Annotated in this window: 15 protein-coding genes, 1 tRNA gene and 2 pseudogenes; 9 read left to right on the top strand and 9 right to left on the bottom strand. The window is 53.0% G+C overall.

Features of this window, described 5'->3' with window-relative positions; translation table 11 throughout:
- Positions 1–7: 7 nt before the first annotated feature.
- The 3 genes and pseudogenes from HA41_RS16440 (at position 8) to yejF (ending at position 3,725) form a co-directional block, all read left to right on the top strand.
- Positions 8–1,099 (top strand): microcin C ABC transporter permease YejB, encoded by a 1,092-nt coding sequence (locus HA41_RS16440; protein ID WP_094121665.1) that lies wholly within the window; start codon positions 8–10, stop codon positions 1,097–1,099.
- Positions 1,099–2,121: an ABC transporter permease gene (locus HA41_RS16435; protein WP_094121664.1), complete on the top strand. Its 1,023-nt coding sequence runs from the start codon at positions 1,099–1,101 to the stop codon at positions 2,119–2,121. The genes HA41_RS16440 and HA41_RS16435 overlap by 1 nt, the downstream gene beginning before the upstream one ends.
- Positions 2,122–3,725 (top strand): annotated as a pseudogene (yejF, locus tag HA41_RS16430) (microcin C ABC transporter ATP-binding protein YejF). It abuts the gene before it with no gap.
- Here yejF and HA41_RS16425 read toward each other — a convergent pair.
- The 3 genes from HA41_RS16425 to rsuA all read right to left on the bottom strand — a co-directional run bounded on the left by HA41_RS16425 (position 3,712) and on the right by rsuA (position 6,318).
- Positions 3,712–4,032, bottom strand: a complete 321-nt coding sequence (locus HA41_RS16425) for a YejG family protein (protein WP_094121663.1) — start codon at positions 4,030–4,032, stop codon at positions 3,712–3,714. The pseudogene yejF and the gene HA41_RS16425 sit on opposite strands and share 14 nt — an antisense overlap.
- 305 nt (positions 4,033–4,337) lie before the next feature.
- The gene (locus HA41_RS16420) at positions 4,338–5,534 is read right to left on the bottom strand and encodes a Bcr/CflA family multidrug efflux MFS transporter (protein WP_094121662.1); all 1,197 of its coding nucleotides are present in this window, start codon (positions 5,532–5,534) and stop codon (positions 4,338–4,340) included.
- A 64-nt stretch (positions 5,535–5,598) separates the two neighbouring features.
- Positions 5,599–6,318, bottom strand: a complete 720-nt coding sequence (gene rsuA, locus HA41_RS16415) for a 16S rRNA pseudouridine(516) synthase RsuA (protein WP_094121661.1) — start codon at positions 6,316–6,318, stop codon at positions 5,599–5,601.
- A gap of 155 nt (positions 6,319–6,473) precedes the next feature.
- Between rsuA and radD the strand changes: the two genes are divergently transcribed.
- Positions 6,474–8,228 carry a DNA repair helicase RadD gene (radD, locus tag HA41_RS16410; protein ID WP_094121673.1) on the top strand — a complete coding sequence of 585 codons (1,755 nt, stop codon included), beginning with the start codon at positions 6,474–6,476 and terminating at the stop codon, positions 8,226–8,228.
- 144 nt (positions 8,229–8,372) lie between these two features.
- Complete coding sequence (gene rplY / locus HA41_RS16405) at positions 8,373–8,657, top strand: 50S ribosomal protein L25 (RefSeq protein ID WP_013358540.1); 285 nt, start codon at positions 8,373–8,375, stop codon at positions 8,655–8,657.
- A 112-nt stretch (positions 8,658–8,769) separates the two neighbouring features.
- Here rplY and yejK read toward each other — a convergent pair whose 3' ends face one another.
- Positions 8,770–9,774 (bottom strand): nucleoid-associated protein YejK, encoded by a 1,005-nt coding sequence (gene yejK, locus HA41_RS16400; RefSeq protein ID WP_094121660.1) that lies wholly within the window; start codon positions 9,772–9,774, stop codon positions 8,770–8,772.
- Positions 9,775–9,932: 158 nt separating this feature from the next.
- On the opposite strand from yejK, the gene HA41_RS16395 reads away from it, so the two are divergent.
- From HA41_RS16395 to HA41_RS16370, 4 genes and pseudogenes are all read left to right on the top strand, one after another.
- Positions 9,933–10,160: a YejL family protein gene (locus HA41_RS16395; protein WP_009089108.1), complete on the top strand. Its 228-nt coding sequence runs from the start codon at positions 9,933–9,935 to the stop codon at positions 10,158–10,160.
- Positions 10,161–10,182: 22 nt separating this feature from the next.
- Complete coding sequence (gene yejM, locus HA41_RS16390; protein ID WP_094121659.1) at positions 10,183–11,937, top strand: LPS biosynthesis-modulating metalloenzyme YejM; 1,755 nt, start codon at positions 10,183–10,185, stop codon at positions 11,935–11,937.
- Positions 11,938–12,010: 73 nt separating this feature from the next.
- A tRNA-Pro gene (locus tag HA41_RS16385) sits at positions 12,011–12,087 on the top strand.
- A gap of 1,068 nt (positions 12,088–13,155) precedes the next feature.
- Positions 13,156–14,273 (top strand): annotated as a pseudogene (locus HA41_RS16370) (IS3 family transposase).
- A gap of 150 nt (positions 14,274–14,423) precedes the next feature.
- On the opposite strand, the gene HA41_RS16365 reads toward HA41_RS16370, so the two are convergent.
- From HA41_RS16365 to HA41_RS21025, 5 genes are all read right to left on the bottom strand, one after another.
- Positions 14,424–14,822 carry a hypothetical protein gene (locus tag HA41_RS16365; RefSeq protein ID WP_094121655.1) on the bottom strand — a complete coding sequence of 133 codons (399 nt, stop codon included), beginning with the start codon at positions 14,820–14,822 and terminating at the stop codon, positions 14,424–14,426.
- Between the two features lie 265 nt (positions 14,823–15,087).
- Complete coding sequence (locus HA41_RS20795) at positions 15,088–15,594, bottom strand: hypothetical protein (protein ID WP_143807349.1); 507 nt, start codon at positions 15,592–15,594, stop codon at positions 15,088–15,090.
- Entirely contained in the window at positions 15,591–15,761 is a 171-nt protein-coding gene (locus tag HA41_RS21030) for a hypothetical protein (protein WP_158086627.1), read from the bottom strand. Before HA41_RS21030 ends, HA41_RS20795 begins: the two co-directional genes overlap by 4 nt.
- Before the next feature lie 618 nt (positions 15,762–16,379).
- Positions 16,380–16,565, bottom strand: coding sequence for a plasmid partition protein ParG (locus HA41_RS21730; protein WP_094121654.1), 186 nt, complete (start codon positions 16,563–16,565; stop codon positions 16,380–16,382).
- Positions 16,566–17,200: 635 nt separating this feature from the next.
- Positions 17,201–17,831: hypothetical protein (locus tag HA41_RS21025; protein ID WP_158086626.1), on the bottom strand; the 631-nt coding region annotated here is incomplete at its 5' end.

Here is a 17,831-nt window from a genome sequence, read left to right as displayed (position 1 = left end):
TGGACCGTTGGCAACTTACTTTCTGCGCAGGCTGTTGCTGATTATTCCCACCCTGTGGGCGATCATCACCCTTAACTTTTTTATTGTGCAGATTGCACCGGGCGGTCCGGTGGATCAGGCGCTGGCCAATATCCAGTTTGGTCAGACTACAGGTCTGGCGGGCAGCGGTGCCGACAGCGCGGGATCCCGCGCCAGCCTGAATGCACTTAACCCGGGTGATAATCAGTATCGCGGCGCGCGCGGGCTGGATCCGGAGGTGATTGCCGAGATTAAGCAGCGTTACGGCTTTGATAAGCCCATCTGGCAGCGCTATGGCGAGATGCTGTGGAACTATGCCCGTTTTGATTTCGGTGACAGCCTGTTTCGCAGCGCCTCGGTGCTTCAGCTGGTTAAGGAGAGTTTGCCGGTATCGATCAGTCTCGGCCTGTGGAGCACGCTGATTATCTACCTGGTGTCGATTCCGCTGGGCATTCGCAAAGCGGTGCGCAATGGCAGCGCCTTTGATATCTGGAGCAGTACCTTCATTATTATTGGCTACTCGATTCCGGCTTTTCTGTTCGGCATCATGCTGATCGTGCTGTTTGCCGGCGGTAGCTATCTTGACTGGTTTCCGCTGCGCGGCCTGACCTCACCGCAACACGACAGCCTGCCCTGGTACGGCCAGGTGCTCGATTACTTCTGGCATATCGCGCTACCGGTACTGGCCACGGTGATTGGCGGCTTTGCCACTCTGACCATGCTGACGAAAAATGCCTTTCTGGATGAGATCCGTAAACTCTACGTGGTCACCGCCCGCGCCAAAGGCGTGCCGGAGCGTCGTATTCTCTACCATCATGTGTTTCGCAATGCGATGCTGCTGGTGATCGCCAGCTTTCCGGCCACCTTTATCAGTATGTTCTTCACCAGTTCGGTACTGATTGAAGTGATATTTTCACTTAACGGACTGGGATTGCTGGGCTACGATGCCACGCTGCAGCGCGACTATCCGGTGATGTTTGGCACGCTCTATATTTTTACCCTGATCGGCCTGCTGATGAATATTCTCAGTGACTTAACTTATACGCTGGTCGATCCCCGCATTGATTTCGAGGGCCGCTGATGCGCTTGTCTCCCCTGAATCAGCAGCGCTGGCAGCGCTTTCGTCATAACCGACGCGGCTACTGGTCGCTGTGGATCTTCCTGGTGGTTTTCCTGCTGTCGCTGGGCGCCGAACTGATTGCCAATGATAAGCCGCTGCTGGTGCATTACCAGCAGCGCTGGTATTTCCCGTTGCTGTTTGATTACAGCGAGACTGATTACGGTGGGGTGCTGCCAACCACCGCTGACTATCAGGACCCCTGGCTGCGGCAGCGCATCGATCAGCAGGGCTGGGCGATTTGGGCGCCGATCCGCTTCAGCGACAGCACCATCAATTTTGCCACGCAGGTGCCTTTTCCCTCCCCGCCGTCGGCGCAGAACTGGCTCGGTACCGACGCAACCGGCGGTGACGTGATGGCGCGTCTGCTGTACGGCACGCGTATTTCATTACTGTTTGGCCTGCTGCTGACGCTATTTTCCAGCGTGATCGGCATGGTGGTCGGCGCGGTACAGGGCTATTTCGGCGGCAGAGTGGATCTGATCGGACAACGGCTGATCGAAGTCTGGTCCGGTATGCCCTCGCTGTTTCTGCTGATTTTGCTCTCCAGCGTGATTCAGCCCGGTTTCTGGTGGCTGCTGCTGGTGACGGTGACCTTTGGCTGGATGAGCCTGGTCAGCGTGGTACGGGCCGAGTTTCTGCGCACCCGAAACTTCGACTACATTCGTGCGGCACAGGCGCTAGGAGTCAGTGACAGCCGGATTATGCTGCGCCACATGCTGCCAAATGCGATGGTGGCCACCCTGACCTTCCTGCCCTTTATCCTGTGTGGATCGATTACCACGCTGACCTCGCTTGATTTCCTCGGGTTCGGTTTACCGCTGGGTTCGCCGTCGCTGGGAGAACTGCTGTTGCAGGGTAAAAATAATCTGCAGGCACCGTGGCTGGGCCTGGCGGGCTTTTTCTCACTGGCGATTCTGTTATCGCTACTGATTTTTATCGGCGAAGCGGTACGTGACGCCTTCGATCCGGGAAAAGGAGTCTGAATGGCTGCGCCACTGCTTGCTATCAACCATCTTTCTGTCGCCTTTCGTCAGGGCGAGCGGCTGCTTCGGGTGGTTGATGAGGTTTCATTATGCGTCGAAGCCGGCGAAACTCTGGCGCTGGTCGGCGAGTCCGGTTCTGGCAAAAGCGTCACCGCCCTGTCGGTGATGCAGCTGCTGCATCCCTCGACGGTCGCGTATCCGGGCGGTGAGATTCTGTTTAACGGTGAAGATCTGTTGCGAGCCAGCGAGCAACGGCTGCGCGGCATTCGCGGCGACCAGATCGCGATGATCTTTCAGGAGCCGATGGTGTCGCTGAACCCGTTGCATAACGTCGAGAAGCAGCTGTATGAAGTGCTGTCGCTGCATCGCGGGATGGACCTGCGGCGGCGCGCGGTGAAATTCTCGGCGTGCTGGAGCGGGTCGGGATTCGCCAGCCGGCCACCCGGCTGCACGATTTCCCGCATCAGCTTTCCGGTGGCGAGCGTCAGCGGGTCATGATCGCCATGGCGTTGCTGACCCGGCCCGCCTTGCTGATTGCTGACGAACCGACCACCGCGCTGGATGTGACGGTACAGGCACAGATTCTGCGGCTGCTGCGCGAGCTGCAACGTGAATTCAATATGGGGATGCTGTTTATCACCCATAACCTGAATATTGTGCGTCAGCTGGCCGATACCGTCAGCGTGATGCGCCAGGGAAAGGTGGTCGAGCAGAACCGCTGTCAGACACTGCTGAGCCAGCCGCAGCATCCTTATACTCAGCAACTGCTGGCGGCCGAGCCGGAAGGAAAACCGCTGCCGCTGCCCGCCGACGCGCCGGAGATTCTGCGGGTCAATCAACTTCAGGTCAGCTTCCCGCTGCGACGCGGCTTGTTCCGCCGCCAGGTGGGCGAAAAACGGGCACTCTCTGCGCTGAGTTTTACTCTGCGGCGTGGCGAAAGTCTCGGGCTGGTAGGCGAATCCGGCTCAGGAAAAAGCACCACCGGGCTGGCGCTGCTGCGGCTGATTGAGGCCGGTGGCGAGGTCTGGTTTGACGGCCAGCCACTGCATCAGCTGTCACGGCGGCAGCTGCTGCCACTGCGCCGGCGGGTTCAGGTGGTGTTTCAGGACCCAAACTCTTCGCTTAATCCACGGATGACGGTTCAGCAAATTATTGCCGAAGGGCTGGCGGTGCATCAGCCCGGGCTTAGCGCGCAGCAGCAGGAGCAGCGGGTTAAGGTCGTGATGGCAGAGGTCGGGCTGGAGGCTGAGAGCCGCCATCGCTACCCGGCTGAATTTTCCGGTGGTCAGCGGCAACGTATCGCGATTGCGCGGGCGCTGATCCTCGAACCGGAGATGCTGGTGCTGGATGAACCCACCTCGTCACTGGATCGCACGGTACAGAAACAGATTCTGACGCTGTTACGTCGGTTGCAGCATCAGCGTCAGCTGAGCTATCTGTTTATCAGTCACGATCTTGAGGTGGTGCGCGCGCTGTGCCATCAGCTTATTGTGCTGCGTCAGGGGGAGGTTGTGGAACAGGGGGAATGTGAGACGCTGTTTGCGTCGCCGGTTGCGGAATATACGCGTGAGCTGCTGCGCTCAGCGCAACTTAACCCGCGATAAAGGTTTCGGCAATCGCCACGCCCTGATTTTTCAGGCAGCAGTTGGTGGCGCTCTCGTCGCGGCGCTGGATAAACAGACAAGGCTGCCCTTCACACTCGGCAACTTTACAATCGACCTGAATGTCAGCCAGCACTTCTTTGAGCTGCTGCAGGATCTCCCACGCCGGTATACCATCGTGGCTGATTAATCGCAGCGCGATAAAATCCTGATCGTCCAGCGTGCCGTCATCTGCTTCGATGGCACTATGATGATCGCTGGCCCAGCGAAAACGCTGTGGCAAACGATGCACAATCGAAAGTTGCAGCATAGTTATCAATGTCCCCAAGAGAAATTTACTTCGCCATCCACGCCCGTGACGCCTGACCCGATGCCAGATACCGCTGGCGTCGGAACGTCAAGGCCCGCCTTCTCAATTCACAGCAAAGCGGATCGCTGAATTTATTTTTTTGCGAGTGGTATCGCAATTCAGGCTATATGTACCGCGTTCGGCAGTACTTAACAATCATTTTAGACGCAATGTGGTTACTTTATTAGCTAAATATTTTCACATTATAGAAACAAAATGACGTAGCAGGTCAGGCCGCACAGTGTATCTGTGTCGGCCTGGCCCGCTTAACGGGACGCAGTACGGGGGCGGGAAGCGTAGAAAAACAGCAGCAGTGAGAGCGTCGCGCACAGCGCAATGGTGCCGACCATCGGCCAGGCGCTGTTAAAGCTGACCAGCGACAGCAGTGCGCCCACCAGCGCGCCCACACCAAAACGCAGCGTGCCAGCCAGTGAAGAGGCGGTGCCCGCCATATGCGGAAATTCATCGAGAATCACCGCCATTGCATTTGATGAGACCATCGACACGCAGCCAATAAACATCGCCACACCCATCACCAGCGGCAGAAAACCAAGATCAAGCGCACTAACGATCAGCAGCCAGATTCCCATACAGAACTGAATTAACAGTCCCAGCCGGAACATCGCTACCGGGCCAAAACGACGCACGGCGCGACTGTTGATCAGGGTTAAGATGAAAAGAAACACCACGTTGAGACCAAAGTAATAGCCAAAATTTTGCGGTGAGACGTGATTCAGTTCGATGTAGACGAAGGGGCCGGCGTTGAGAAAAGTAAACAGCCCGGCAAATGAGAAGCCGCTCGACAACATGTAGCTGAAAGCGCGTTTATGCCGGAACAGAATAACAAAGTTCCCCAGTGTGGTACGCAGATGGAAACGCTGTCGCTGTTCGGGCTTCAGGGTTTCGCGGATCTGCGTGGTCACCAGCACAGTGGTGACCACCGCGGCGGCCGAGAGCGCCCAGAAAATGGCGTGCCAGTTCCAGATCAGCAGCAGCCAGCCGCCGATGATCGGTGCCAGCAGTGGCGCAATGGTGGTGATCAGCATCACGAACGACATCATGCGCGAGAAGTCCTCTTTCGAGTAACTGTCGCGCATCAGGGCATTGATCACTACGCTGGCGGCCGCCGCAGATAATCCATGCAGAAAACGCATGGCGATCAGCTGATCAATACTCTGCGACAGCGCACAGGCCGCCGCGGCGACAGCGAAAATCAGGGTGCCCAGCGCAATCACCGGCTTACGGCCATAGCTGTCGGCCAGCGGTCCATAAATCAGCTGACCAATGGCGAAACCAAGGATATAAAGGTTGAGCGTCATCTGCACGCTACCGGCAGAGACGCCGAATTCACGGGCAATTTGCGGCATTGCCGGCAGATACATGTCAATCGACAACGGCATCAGCATCGCTAACAAACCGAGGATGACCACCAACCCTATCGGCGAATTTTTTTCCTTGCGCACAACCTCTCCTGCCCTTGCTGGTTAAAACCGATCGGCCGCTGCGCCTTGCAGCCGGCCTGCTCTGTTATTTTGTCTGCAGCTCTTTCGGCACGCCGATGCTGGCGATCTCCTCGGCGGTTAATGGCCGGTATTCACCCGGTTCCAGATCCGCGTCCAGCGAAATATCACCGATACGCTCGCGATGCAGACCCACCACCCGATTACCCACCGCAGCAAACATCCGTTTGACCTGGTGATAACGCCCTTCGCTCAGGGTCAGCAGCACTTCCGTCGGGGTAATCACCTCCAGCTGCGCCGGTTTAGTCAGGCTTTTTTCGTTGTGCAGCTGTACACCGGCGGTAAACTGCACGGCGGTGTCGTCGCTGACCGGCGACTCCAGCGTCACCCGATAGGTTTTCTCGCAGTGATGGCGCGGCGAGGTAATGCGGTGTGACCACTGACCATCATCCGTCAGCAGTACCAGCCCGGTGGTGTCAATGTCGAGACGACCGGCAGCGTGCAGTTTGAATGCCATCGGCTCTTCGATAAAATAGATGATGGTCGGATGATCGGGATCGTCGGTTGAGCAGACGTAACCCTGCGGCTTGTTCAGCATAAAGTAGCGTGGTCCGGTCTGCATCTGCAGCACGTTGCCGTCATATTCGACTTGGTGGTCGGGCAGCAGTTTGAAGGCGGTATCGCGCACCACTTCACCGTTTACGGTGACACGCTGGCCACGGATCTCGCGATGGGCGATGGCACGGCTGATTTCCAGTTGCTGAGAGATGAATTTGTCGAGTCGCATGAATTCGTTTTGCCTGTTACTGCGGAGGGAACCTGAAACGGCCTGGTTAACCGTTGAAAATGTGCGGGAAGTATAACGTGATCCGCGCCCGCCTGACAGCGCGTTTACCGCGCTTTCGTGGCATAATTATCCTCAGTTTGTCAAAAGTGATAGCCATGTCTTTTACCTTACGCCCCTATCAACAGGACGCGGTCAATGCCACCGTTGCGCATTTCCGTCGTCATCATCATCCTGCGGTTATTGTGCTGCCGACCGGTGCCGGAAAAAGCCTGGTGATCGCCGAGCTGGCCCGGCTGGCGCGCGGCCGGGTGCTGGTGCTGGCACACGTCAAAGAGCTGGTGGCGCAGAACCACAGCAAATATCAGGCCTACGGGCTGGAAGCGGATATCTTTGCCGCTGGCCTGCAGCGCAAAGAGAGTCAGCGTAAAGTGGTGTTTGGCAGCGTGCAGTCGGTGGCGCGCAACCTGGACCAGTTCGACAGCGCCTTTTCACTGGTGATTGTCGATGAGTGCCACCGTATCGGCGATGATAAAGAGAGCCAGTATCAGCAGATTTTCAACCATCTGCGACAACACAACCCGCAGTTGCGGCTGCTTGGCCTGACCGCCACCCCGTTCCGCCTTGGTAAAGGCTGGATTTACCAGTTCCACTATCACGGTATGGTGCGCGGCGATGAAAAAGCGCTATTCCGTGACTGTATCTATGAACTGCCGCTGCGCTACATGATTAAACATCAGTTTCTGGTGCCGCCGGAGCGGCTCGATATGCCGGTGGTGCAGTATGACTTCAGTCGCCTGACCGCCCAGGCCAACGGCTTATTCAGCGAAGCCGATCTTAATCGCGAACTGAAACAGCAGCAGCGCGTGACGCCGCACATTATTCGTCAGATTGTTGAGTTCGCCGAAGATCGGCTGGGCGTGATGATTTTTGCCTCTACGGTCGAGCACGCACGTGAAATTCTGCAGTTGCTGCCCGCAAACAGCGCTCTGGTATCGGCGGAGACGCCGGCCAAAGAGCGCGATGCGCTGATTGTGGCGTTCAAGGCGCAACAGCTGAAATTCCTGGTTAACGTGGCGGTACTGACTACCGGTTTTGATGCGCCGCACGTTGATCTGATCGCCATTCTGCGCCCGACAGAATCGGTCAGCCTCTATCAGCAGATTGTCGGCCGCGGCCTCCGGCTGTCGCCGGGCAAAACGGACTGTCTGATCCTGGATTATGCCGGCAATCCGCACGACCTGTTTACGCCGGAAGTGGGCGCGCCCAAAGGTGCCAGTGATAATCAGCCGGTGCAGGTGTTTTGTCCCGCCTGCGGTTTCGCCAATACCTTCTGGGGCAAAGCCACCGCCGACGGCATGGTGATTGAGCATTTTGGCCGCCGCTGCCAGGGTGTACTGGAAGATGATGACGGTGAGCGCGAGCAGTGCGACTTCCGCTTCCGCTTCAAAAGCTGCCCCGACTGCGGTGCAGAAAATGATATTGCCGCCCGGCGCTGTCACCAGTGCGATAAAATTCTGGTCGATCCCGACGACATGCTGAAGGCCGCGCTGAAATTAAAAGATGCGCTGGTGCTGCGTTGCGGCGGCATGACGCTGGAACAGGGGCGCGATGCCAAAGGTGAATGGCTGAAAGCGACCTACTTCGATGAGGAAGGCACCAGCGTCAGCGAACGTTTTCGCCTGCAGACCCCAGCCCAGCGTAAGGCTTTTGAACAACTGTTTATGCGCCCGCACCAGCGTGCGCCGGGTGTGCCGCTGGGCTGGCAGACCGCCGCTGACGTGCTGGCGCTGCAGCCGCTGCTGCGTCATCCCGACTTTGTGGTCGCGCGGGCCAAAGGCCAGTTCTGGCAGATCCGCGAAAAGATGTTTGATTATCAGGGCCGCTTCCGTCGCGCCAACGAGCTGCGTTAAGGACGGTGCCGGCGGGTATATCGTTTGCTACCACCTGGCATAACGGCTATACTGCCGCCCGCTTTTGCATGTGCATTAGCGGTATTGAATAACCTGCCTGTTACTGGGTCGCCTGTAGCAGGAATTAAATAAAGAGAGATATTGATGCTCACTATCAATGCAGTAGAACGTAAAGAGCAGGGTAAGGGTGCGAGCCGCCGCCTGCGTACAGCAAACCGTTTCCCGGCCATCATCTATGGTGGTTCTGAAGCGGCTGTTGCCATCGACCTGGATCACGACTCCGTAATGAACCTGCAAGCTAAGCCAGGTTTCTACGACGAAGTGCTGACCCTGTCTGTTGACGGTAAAGAAACCAAAGTGAAAGTTCAGGCTGTTCAGCGTCACCCGTTCAAGCCAAAACTGTTTCACATCGACTTCGTTCGCGCTTAATCGCCGGATAAGTTGAATGTAGAAGGACCGGTTGCGAAACCGGCCCTTTTATTTTTCCGCTACCGCACTGAACACGTGCGATACGGTTAAAGCCGGGCTCAGCCCGGCTTTTTTATTTGCTGCTGGTCCGGCGCTGCAGCTGATCGCGCAGATTCGGCGGCGTCCCTTTGATGGTCAGGGTATCGGTGGCCGGGTCCCAGAAAATGCGCTCGCCAAGCAACATCGCATCAAAGTTCAGCGTCAGCCCCCCGCCGCTGCCGGCAAATTTGGTTAACTGTCGCAGGGTGCTGCGGTCGGCCGGGAAGCTCTCTTCCAGTTCGTAGCCCTGCTCCTGGGTAAATGTCTGAAAGGTTTTTTCGCCCAGCGGCGGCAGTTCACCCGACAGCTCTTCCAGCGCAATCTCCTCGCCCGCCTGCAACTGTTCATTGCAGTAGCTGTAGACCTGTTGACGGTAGTTCTGACGCTCCTGCTTATCAAGATTCGACTCGCTGCAGTAATCATCCACCGCCTGTAACAGGCCGCGGTTCTGCGCTTTGGTGTCTAATCCCACTTCCGCCCCGAGGAAATCCATAAAGAAGTCAGCCACTTTACGTCCGACGCGGCCACGCAGGAAAGTGAGGTAACGGGTCGATTCCGGGTTGGTTTCCCATTCGGTCAGATCAATACGCGCCACAATGTCGGCATGATTAATGTCGAGATAGTGGGTACTGCTGATGTCCATCTGTTCATTGACGCGCATACTCGACTGGCTGTTGAGCACCGCAATCAGCAGATACTCCACGGCGAGGTAGCGATAGTGAACAAACAGCACCACGCCACCTTCGGCAAACGGATATTTTGCCAGCTCATCGCGCAGCCGACCGGTGGCCGCGCGGCTAAAAGCGAGAAAATCATCGTTGCCCTGACGACAATTACGCAGCGCGTCCGCCAGTTCACTCTCAGGATTGAACAGGCCATAGGCTTTGCTCTTCGCGCTGTAAACCCGGTGCAACTCCTCCACCATGGCGTTAACCGTGTTAGTGGCCGGTAACAGCGAATCACGTAGCACCAGTTCAAGCTGGTTTTCATCGCGTTTAATTAACTGATGCAGGGCAATCTGGTCGATATCCAGACTCATGGTAGACTCTCCTTTTAGCACAGGCGCGTATTCAAACACCGCCGGCATCGGCTTTCAACTCCATGCGTAAAGCGAACAGTGCGCTTTCGATAAAATTGCGGAAAAAAGGTCGCTGTTCCGGTAATATATCGCCTTTTGAAATGAGCTTAGATAACGATATGCCACAATCTTCCCGTTACAGTGACGAACGCGTGGAACAACTCCTCGCGGAAATGGCCCAAATCCTGCAAAAGGACAAAGCGCCGACCGATCTCTCCCTGATGGTACTGGGAAATATGGTGACCAATTTAATTAACAGCGATGTCGCCCCTGCGCAACGTCGTTCACTGGCACGATCTTTCGCTGATGCCCTGCAGGCGTCGGTACGTGACGATAACGCCCATTAATTTGCTGATTTGATCTCATAATATGGTAACCAACCGGCAGCGCTACCGCGAAAAAGTCTCCCAGATGATCAGTTGGGGGCACTGGTTTGCTCTGTTTAACATCCTTTTCGCGCTGATTTTAGGCAGTCGCTACCTGTTGGTTGCTGACTGGCCTTCTTCGCTGGCGGGGCGTATCTACGCCTATAGCAGCTGGATAGGTCACTTCAGTTTTATCGTCTTTGCCGCCTATCTGCTGATTATCTTCCCGCTAACCTTTGTGGTGATGTCGCAACGGCTGTTGCGGGTGATTTCGGCAGTAGTCGCCACCGCGGGGCTGACGCTGATCATGGTCGACAGCGCGGTGTTCAGCCGCTTCCACCTGCACCTGAACCCGGTGGTGTGGGAGCTGGTGATCAACCCCGATCAGAGTGAAATGGCGCGTGACTGGCAGCTGATGTTTATCAGCGTCCCGCTGATTTTCCTGGTACAGATGCTGTTTGCGACCTGGAGCTGGCAGAAGCTGCGCAGCCTCAATCGTCGTTCATTTGGTAAACCGGTCGCTGCGCTGTTTATCAGCGCCTTCTTTGCCAGCCATCTGATGTATATCTGGGCCGATGCTAACTTCTATCGCCCGATTACCATGCAGCGCGCCAACCTGCCGCTCTCCTACCCGATGACTGCCCGGCGCTTTCTGGAACGTCATGGCTTGCTGGATGCGCAGGCCTATCAGCGTCGTCTGGTGCAGCAAGGCGATCCGGAAGCGTTATCGGTTGAGTATCCGCTGAGTGAGATCACCTTCCGTGATGCCGGTACCCGCAATAACCTGCTGGTGCTGACCGTGGATGGTCTGAACAGCGCCACGCTGGCGAAAGCGCTGCCGCAGCTGAATCAGTTTGCCGGTGAAAACGTGCGCTTTACCCAGCACTACAGCGCCGGTGATACGCCGGAGAAAGGGCTGTTTGGCCTGTTCTACGGCATCTCATCCAGCTACATGAACGGGATACTGGCGTCACGGACGCCGTCCGCGCTACTCGGGGCGCTCAGCACCCAGGGCTATCAGTTCGGCCTGTTCTCGTCTGAAGGGTTTAATCCTCCGCTTTATCGTCAGGCGCTGCTGACCGATTACTCACTGCCTGCCAGCAACAGTCAGCCAAACGCCAGCACCGTTACGCAATGGCAGAACTGGCTGGACAAACAGAACGGCACCAGCAATCCGTGGTTCTCATGGGTAGCGCTGAATGGCCCGATCGTCACCGGTGACAACGCGAAAGCACGCCAGCGCAGCTATCTGCGTCAGGCACCGGCAGTTGATGAGCAGATTCACGCGGTGCTTAACACGCTGCAGGCGCGTGATTTGCTGAAAAATACCGTGGTGGTGATTACAGCCCAGCGCGGACTGGCGCTGGAAGGGAATCCTGATAGCGCCGGTAACCGTGAAACCCTGCAGGTGCCGCTGGTGATTCACTGGCCGAATACCCCAGCGCAAACCGTCGACCGTCTCTCCGATCATCAGGATGTAATGGCGACGCTGATGCAACGTCTGCTGCATGTACGCACCAATCCGGTTAACTATTCACAGGGTGAAGATCTGTTTGCCGCGCGCCGTCGCCACGACTGGGTCGCCAGCAGTGAAGAGAACAAGCTGGTGATTACTACGCCGCAGGTGACGCTGGTGTTGAACAATAATGGTAGCTACCGCGCCTATGATGCGCAGGGCAAGGCGTTAAAAGATCATAAACCGGAGCTGGCATTGCTGTTACAGGTGCTAACGGAAGAGAAACGATTTATCGCTAACTGATTAATAATGAGGCAAATAGTCGGCTGGCGTCTTGCATTCATGGCGGGAACCAGTAGACTAATCCTCCAGTGTTCGGCACGTAGCGCAGCCTGGTAGCGCACGGTCATGGGGTGTCCGGGGTCGGAGGTTCAAATCCTCTCGTGCCGACCAAATTACTCTAATAGGTCAAAGGGTTAATCGAAAGGTTAGCCCTTTTACTTTATGGCCTTTTCTGCACATGTGCAATCCCCCTTTGTGTACACTCTCCCCTTCTTCTTTACCCTTTTCCTTCCCATGATAGTACGGAATATCGCTGTGCTCTATTCCTACGCTCCAGCAACTAACGTTGCTTTCACTTCGCTGCTACCAGGCTGCGCTACGTGCCTCTCTCCTTAACGCATTTCATGCACGCTATAACGTAATACACATGACGCATTGTGAATGTACAGAGGTAACTGATTGATTGTTATGTCCCTACCCCTGTCTATCTAAGACACATGTCACGGAATCAGAGGGAATGGAATGCTATATGAGAGGGAACAAAAGGAAGCTGGCTGGTTTTCTGGAAAGAGAAGCTACAGGGGTGACAAGGGGGGCTACCGGGGCTTGCTATTATACGAACTGCACCTCGTAAATTTCTCACAAAAATTGTGATGTTCCGGAGAACAGCGCAATGAAACATGCTCAAGATTATGGGGTTTCGGGGGGATGGATATACGGATATACAGAGGAGAAAGCAGGTGCCCCGGCAAGGGGGCATCCAATAGACAAGGCATCACTGCCGCTTAATGAGGGGGAAACATGGAAGTATTGGGACTACATGAGGATGGTAGGGAGGATATGCGTAGGGGATATTGCCACTAATTTTTTCTTAGAAAAATAGCTGCCTCAGAGGAACACGCCTGATGAAACATAGGGGATGCCAGAAGAATCAACTTCCTCAGAACAATAGTTGCACGTTAGCCGTTTGATTCCTGTATCAATCCTCCCCTCCTTCCCCAGCTATCCACTACGTACTTCCATTTAATGTGAATATCCTTTGAATCTCCCAGAGAGACAGAGCCGCAGGAAGGACATTTCCAGTTAAGGTATTGCTCTATGATAGCCTTATGCCTCTCAGGGCAAGCCTGCTCAAGCCCTAAATCAATAGCTCACTTTAACATACCGGTGGCCTGCTCCCCGTTGATTAGTACACCTCGATGTTAGTAATGTCTTCATAAGCTACATGAGGACATCCCCATGAAGAAACGTTTTTCCGACCAACAGATCATCAGTATTCTCCGCGAGGCCGAAGCCGAAGCCGGGATTTCGGCCCGTGAACTCTGCCGCAAGCACGCTATTTCTGATGCCACGTTTTACACCTGGCGTAAGAAGTATGGCGGTATGGAGGTGCCTGAGGTTAAGCGCCTGAAGTCGCCTGAGGAAGAGAACGCCAGACTCAGGAAGTTGCTTGCCGAAGCCATGCTGGATAAGGAGGCGCTTCAGGTGGCTCTGGGCCGACGACAGACCAGAAGCGGGAAGCCGTGGTGTTGATGTGTGATACGACCGGTCTGTCGCAACGTCGTGCCTGCAGAATCACAGATTTGTCCCTGTCCACCTGCCGCTATGACGCACAGCGTCCAGCTGCTGATGCGCATTTATTTGGGCGCATCACTGAGCTGGCACTGGAGCGCAGGCGTTTTGGCTACCGCCGCATCTGGCAGTTACTGCGCTGTGAAGGATTTCATGTTAATCACAAGCGCGTGTACCGCCTTTATCATCTGAGCGGGCTGGGCGTAAAACACAGACGACGTCGTAAAGGGTTGGCAACAGAACGTCTGCCGCTGCTCCGCCCGGCGGCACCCAACCTGACATGGTCGATGGATTTCGTTATGGACACGCTGGCCACCGGTCCCAGGATCAAGTGCCTGACCTATGTGGACGACTTCACGAAGGAGTGTCTGACAATTACCATCGCAATCGGGATTTCAGGCGTTCAGGTCACGCGTATTCTGGACAGCATTGCACTGTTTCGAGGCTATCCGGCGACGATAAGAACTGACCAGGGACCGGAGTTCACCTGCTGCGCACTGGATCAATGGGCCTTTGAACATGGTATTAAGTTGCGCTTAATCCAGCCGGGCAAGCCAACGCAGAACGGATTTATTGAGAGCTTTAACGGACGATTTCGCGATGAACGTCTGAATGAGCTCTGGTTCAGCGATATCTTTCACGCCAGGAAAACGATTAATGACTGGCGGCAGGATTATAACGAGTGCTGCCCGCACTCCACGCTGAATTATCAGACACTGTCTGAATTTTCGGCGGGCTGGATAAAGAGTAATTCTGATAGTGAAGGATCCGACACTACTAACTGAGCGTAGTATCTAATGCTGGGAGCAGGTTAATGGATTGCCATATGCAGGAATCATTACGCACAATCAGAGCTGTTAACTTGCCGTGGGATTTCTTGTCACTGTCCAGAGCCATAGCTAACAGCTTTGATAAATCAGTTTGCTTTATCATGGTTAGATATCTTTCCAAGGGTCTACCCTGCTAGCAGACTCTTTAGCTCGTTCTTCCACGTATTTCTGAAAGCCTGAATCAGAAAGTGATTTACAAAGCTGAGGAGGTGTTAATCTTCTGTCTTTAAGTCCTATAGTCCCATCATCAACGCGTAGCTTTATCGCCTTTTGAATAGACAACTTACGTAAGTACATATTATTCCATACGCTATTATTGATTTTCGCCTCAGAAGATTGCATAGCCGCCGCCAGATACCCTGAAGTTGTGCATAATTTTTCACTAGCGATAGATTTATCTCCAGCCAGTACCAAAGCTTTAGCGTCAGTGTTTTGTTGAAACTGATCATAGTTAGAAGTGCAGCCAGCCATTAGAATAACAGCTAATAAGATTGGTAATTTCATTTTTTACTAACCCATCCCTTAATAAGATAGAAGATTACAAAACCACAAACGCCACATACAATAAATGCAATCCAGTCACCCCCCTATTTACCAACCAAATCTTAAATCAGACGGTAGCATTAACCAGATAGTTTGATACTTGCTAACCCATACTTCATAGCGTGAAATTTCATAACCAAATTTAAAGCAATTGATAATCGTGTATATCAATGCGAAGACAGCAGCCAGAGTAACCGGACATTTATTTAAAAAATAAAACTTTGAATTATTCACCTTTCAAAATGCGCTCATTATGAGACTGTGTTAGACCATGCATAGCCTTATCTTTCAGACTACCTTCACGATAACACCAGTAATAACCGCCACTTTTAACGCTATCAGCAATTGATACATTTACATCTGAATTACTGATTGAAATAACATCGGCTGGTTTAACTCCACCTGTTGCACCGTATACAGTTATTTGAGTAGATTTTTCCTGTTCCCCGGAAACGTCCGTATCAAATACGGCAATAGGTGGTGCTTCATCTGGATTAATACTATTGCCTAACATCTGGCTATTGAACTCCATACCGTGCAGGGTTTTACCCTTAACTGTTGCATTGTTCATAGTGCCTGTTAATAAATCCATAACTAATACAGCTTTGCTTTCAGTCCAGATGCCGCTAAGCGGTGTTGGTTCATTCTGGCAACGGTAATTATATATTTCTGCACGAACTGCACCACATGAAATAACAGCTAACAAAGTGATTGCTAAGGTTTTCAATTTCATTTCTTCAATCTCTCAATTTCGTATTTAAGATTTTCAATTTCCCTGGCCTGTTCAGAAACCTTTGAATCCAAATCACTAACCAGATTATTAAGAAACTTTTTATCTTTATACAGACCTGCAATCACCCATACGGCAATCACAACTATAACTAAAACGAATGCACTCATTTCCTATCCTTTTTAGTTAATCCACATTGATAAATGCTGAAGAAAGCCGTACGGGGTATGCCTATCACCGCTTCAGTACAGCAACTGTACTGTCATGAAAACATAATGGAAACTTTATTCGCCTGGAATTTTACGCCCAAGCTAGTGAAGGGAAATTGATCTGGAATGTTTTTAAATTTAAAAAATTAGCGAGTAGCACCCATTTAAAGAAAAAGGGACTACTAAAAAAGGAACGCCTCCAGACCCTACCCCTTCAGAAACAGATGCAACAACCTAGTATGGCGGCGTAATCCCTAAAGATAGGTGCTGATTCAGGGTGTCCGGGGTCGGAGGTTCAAATCCTCTCGTGCCGACCAATATTGTTTTTTAGATCAAGGGGTTACCTTTCGGGATAATCCCTTTTTCTTTTCCTGATTCTGTACTCATACACTTTTCTCGCTGTCGACGCGCCTTAAGGGGCTTGTCCCTGCCCTTAACATCCCACGCTACCCCCCTTGATTACAAAAAAGCTTCACATCCTTCAGAGCGATTACAGGCGCAAGCGCTTTATGCCCAGGTGCCTGGCTGCCTTCGCGCTACCCGCTTGCAGCAGCGACGGGACGCGGTAGAAAAGCATTACTACTTCTGACCTTTCATCCAGACTGGTTCATTATTGTCCAGCCATTCTCTGATAAACTCCACTATCAGTGGTTTCATCTTTTCCCCCCTCAGACTGCACACGGCCTTAAACCTCATGTGCAGTTCAGAGTCAATATCAAGCTGTAACCGCTTGATATTGATATCTGGCTTGTATCCGTCTGCCATAATTTAGTTCCTCCTTTTTGAAAAAATTGTGAGGCAGGAATCCTCTTTGACGTAATGATTGGGATAATCCCTGGAATATTCGTAATCAGCGTTAAGGTAAAAGATACACAGCAGAAAGGTGGCCAGGAGATCATCCTCCTCCTTAATTCCTTACTACTGCATATAAGGCTGACTGACTGTTTATGCAGCAATACCGCTATTCAGCACGCTGAAGATTCTGTAGGCGCAGAAAGCAATCACAGCCAACAGAGCCCGCCTTACCACACTAATGATTTTCATTTTCTTACCCATTCCCTGACAAGGTAAGAGAGAGTAACCCCAGGCAGACCGCATTCAGCGAAAGCTATTCCGTTAAAATTCCCTGTCGATCAATCTGGCGGTAGCTTTACCCAATCGTTCTCCAGGCACTGTTCCACATAAAAAGCGTGTTATATCTACGCTTAAAAGTTAACAACTGAATTAGCAACGACAGGGTTAACGTTACAAGCCAATGAGCCATAAAATCCAGGACCGGGGAATTGCTCTTTTTAATTCTCATTTCTCAGCTCACAGTAAACAAGAAGGCTAACGTCGCCAGACACACAATCATCGTTGACGACCCTATAGAGAGCAGTAACCACAGCGGTCTGATTTAATCAGAAATTACCTGCAGCAGATCGGCCTGAACGTTGTCCATTCTGTCCATGAGCGCCCATAGCGTTAGCATGTTGATTGCTGTTGCCATTGTTATCCCCCTGAACGTGTGGGCCATGATTAGAATGGCTATCGTGGCCACCTTTAACGGCTGTTCGCTGAAAAGCAGGAACATAGGCAACAGCAACCTGGATAGTGGGATCAACTTTCGCGATTGCAGCTGCTGTAGCTGTTTGAGTTACACCATTAATAGTGACATTAATCGGCATATCTGGATGTTTTGCAGCTACCTGAGTCACGTTCATATTAATAGTTTCAGTAGGCTGAGCAGAAACAGTCGCAGGGTTAGCTAAAGCGACTTGTACGGTTGGATCAATTTTAGCGATTGCAGCCGCTGTAGTTGTTTGAGGTACGCCATTGATAGTGACATTAATCGGCATATTTGGGCGTTGTGCGGCGACCTGAGCCACATTCAGATGGATAGCCTTAGTTGACTCCTGAGGCGTGGGAGTCGAGAACGTGACAGATGAAAGCACTTTTTGAACCTGTAACGCTGTGTTGTTTTCAATTGAAACGCGAGGAGCATCAGTAGCTATCGTTGCGCTATTAAAAGTAGCAGGCGCTGTTGTTACC

The sequence above is a fragment of the Pantoea conspicua genome (assembly GCF_002095315.1).
Lineage (GTDB): Bacteria > Pseudomonadota > Gammaproteobacteria > Enterobacterales > Enterobacteriaceae > Pantoea > Pantoea conspicua.
This window is presented reverse-complemented; position numbering and strand designations above follow the sequence as displayed.

Excerpts from the sequence above, each read along its gene's own strand:
- yejK (WP_094121660.1), bottom strand. The coding sequence starts at position 9,774 with ATGAGTCTGGATATCGACCAGATTGCCCTGCATCAGTTAATTAAACGC.
- HA41_RS16365 (WP_094121655.1), bottom strand. The coding sequence starts at position 14,822 with ATGAAATTACCAATCTTATTAGCTGTTATTCTAATGGCTGGCTGCACT.
- radD (WP_094121673.1), top strand. The coding sequence starts at position 6,474 with ATGTCTTTTACCTTACGCCCCTATCAACAGGACGCGGTCAATGCCACC.
- rplY (WP_013358540.1), top strand. The coding sequence starts at position 8,373 with ATGCTCACTATCAATGCAGTAGAACGTAAAGAGCAGGGTAAGGGTGCG.
- HA41_RS20795 (WP_143807349.1), bottom strand. The coding sequence starts at position 15,594 with ATGAAATTGAAAACCTTAGCAATCACTTTGTTAGCTGTTATTTCATGT.
- HA41_RS21030 (WP_158086627.1), bottom strand. The coding sequence starts at position 15,761 with ATGAGTGCATTCGTTTTAGTTATAGTTGTGATTGCCGTATGGGTGATT.
- HA41_RS16425 (WP_094121663.1), bottom strand. The coding sequence starts at position 4,032 with ATGCTGCAACTTTCGATTGTGCATCGTTTGCCACAGCGTTTTCGCTGG.
- yejM (WP_094121659.1), top strand. The coding sequence starts at position 10,183 with ATGGTAACCAACCGGCAGCGCTACCGCGAAAAAGTCTCCCAGATGATC.
- rsuA (WP_094121661.1), bottom strand. The coding sequence starts at position 6,318 with ATGCGACTCGACAAATTCATCTCTCAGCAACTGGAAATCAGCCGTGCC.
- HA41_RS21730 (WP_094121654.1), bottom strand. The coding sequence starts at position 16,565 with ATGGCAGACGGATACAAGCCAGATATCAATATCAAGCGGTTACAGCTT.
- HA41_RS16435 (WP_094121664.1), top strand. The coding sequence starts at position 1,099 with ATGCGCTTGTCTCCCCTGAATCAGCAGCGCTGGCAGCGCTTTCGTCAT.
- HA41_RS16395 (WP_009089108.1), top strand. The coding sequence starts at position 9,933 with ATGCCACAATCTTCCCGTTACAGTGACGAACGCGTGGAACAACTCCTC.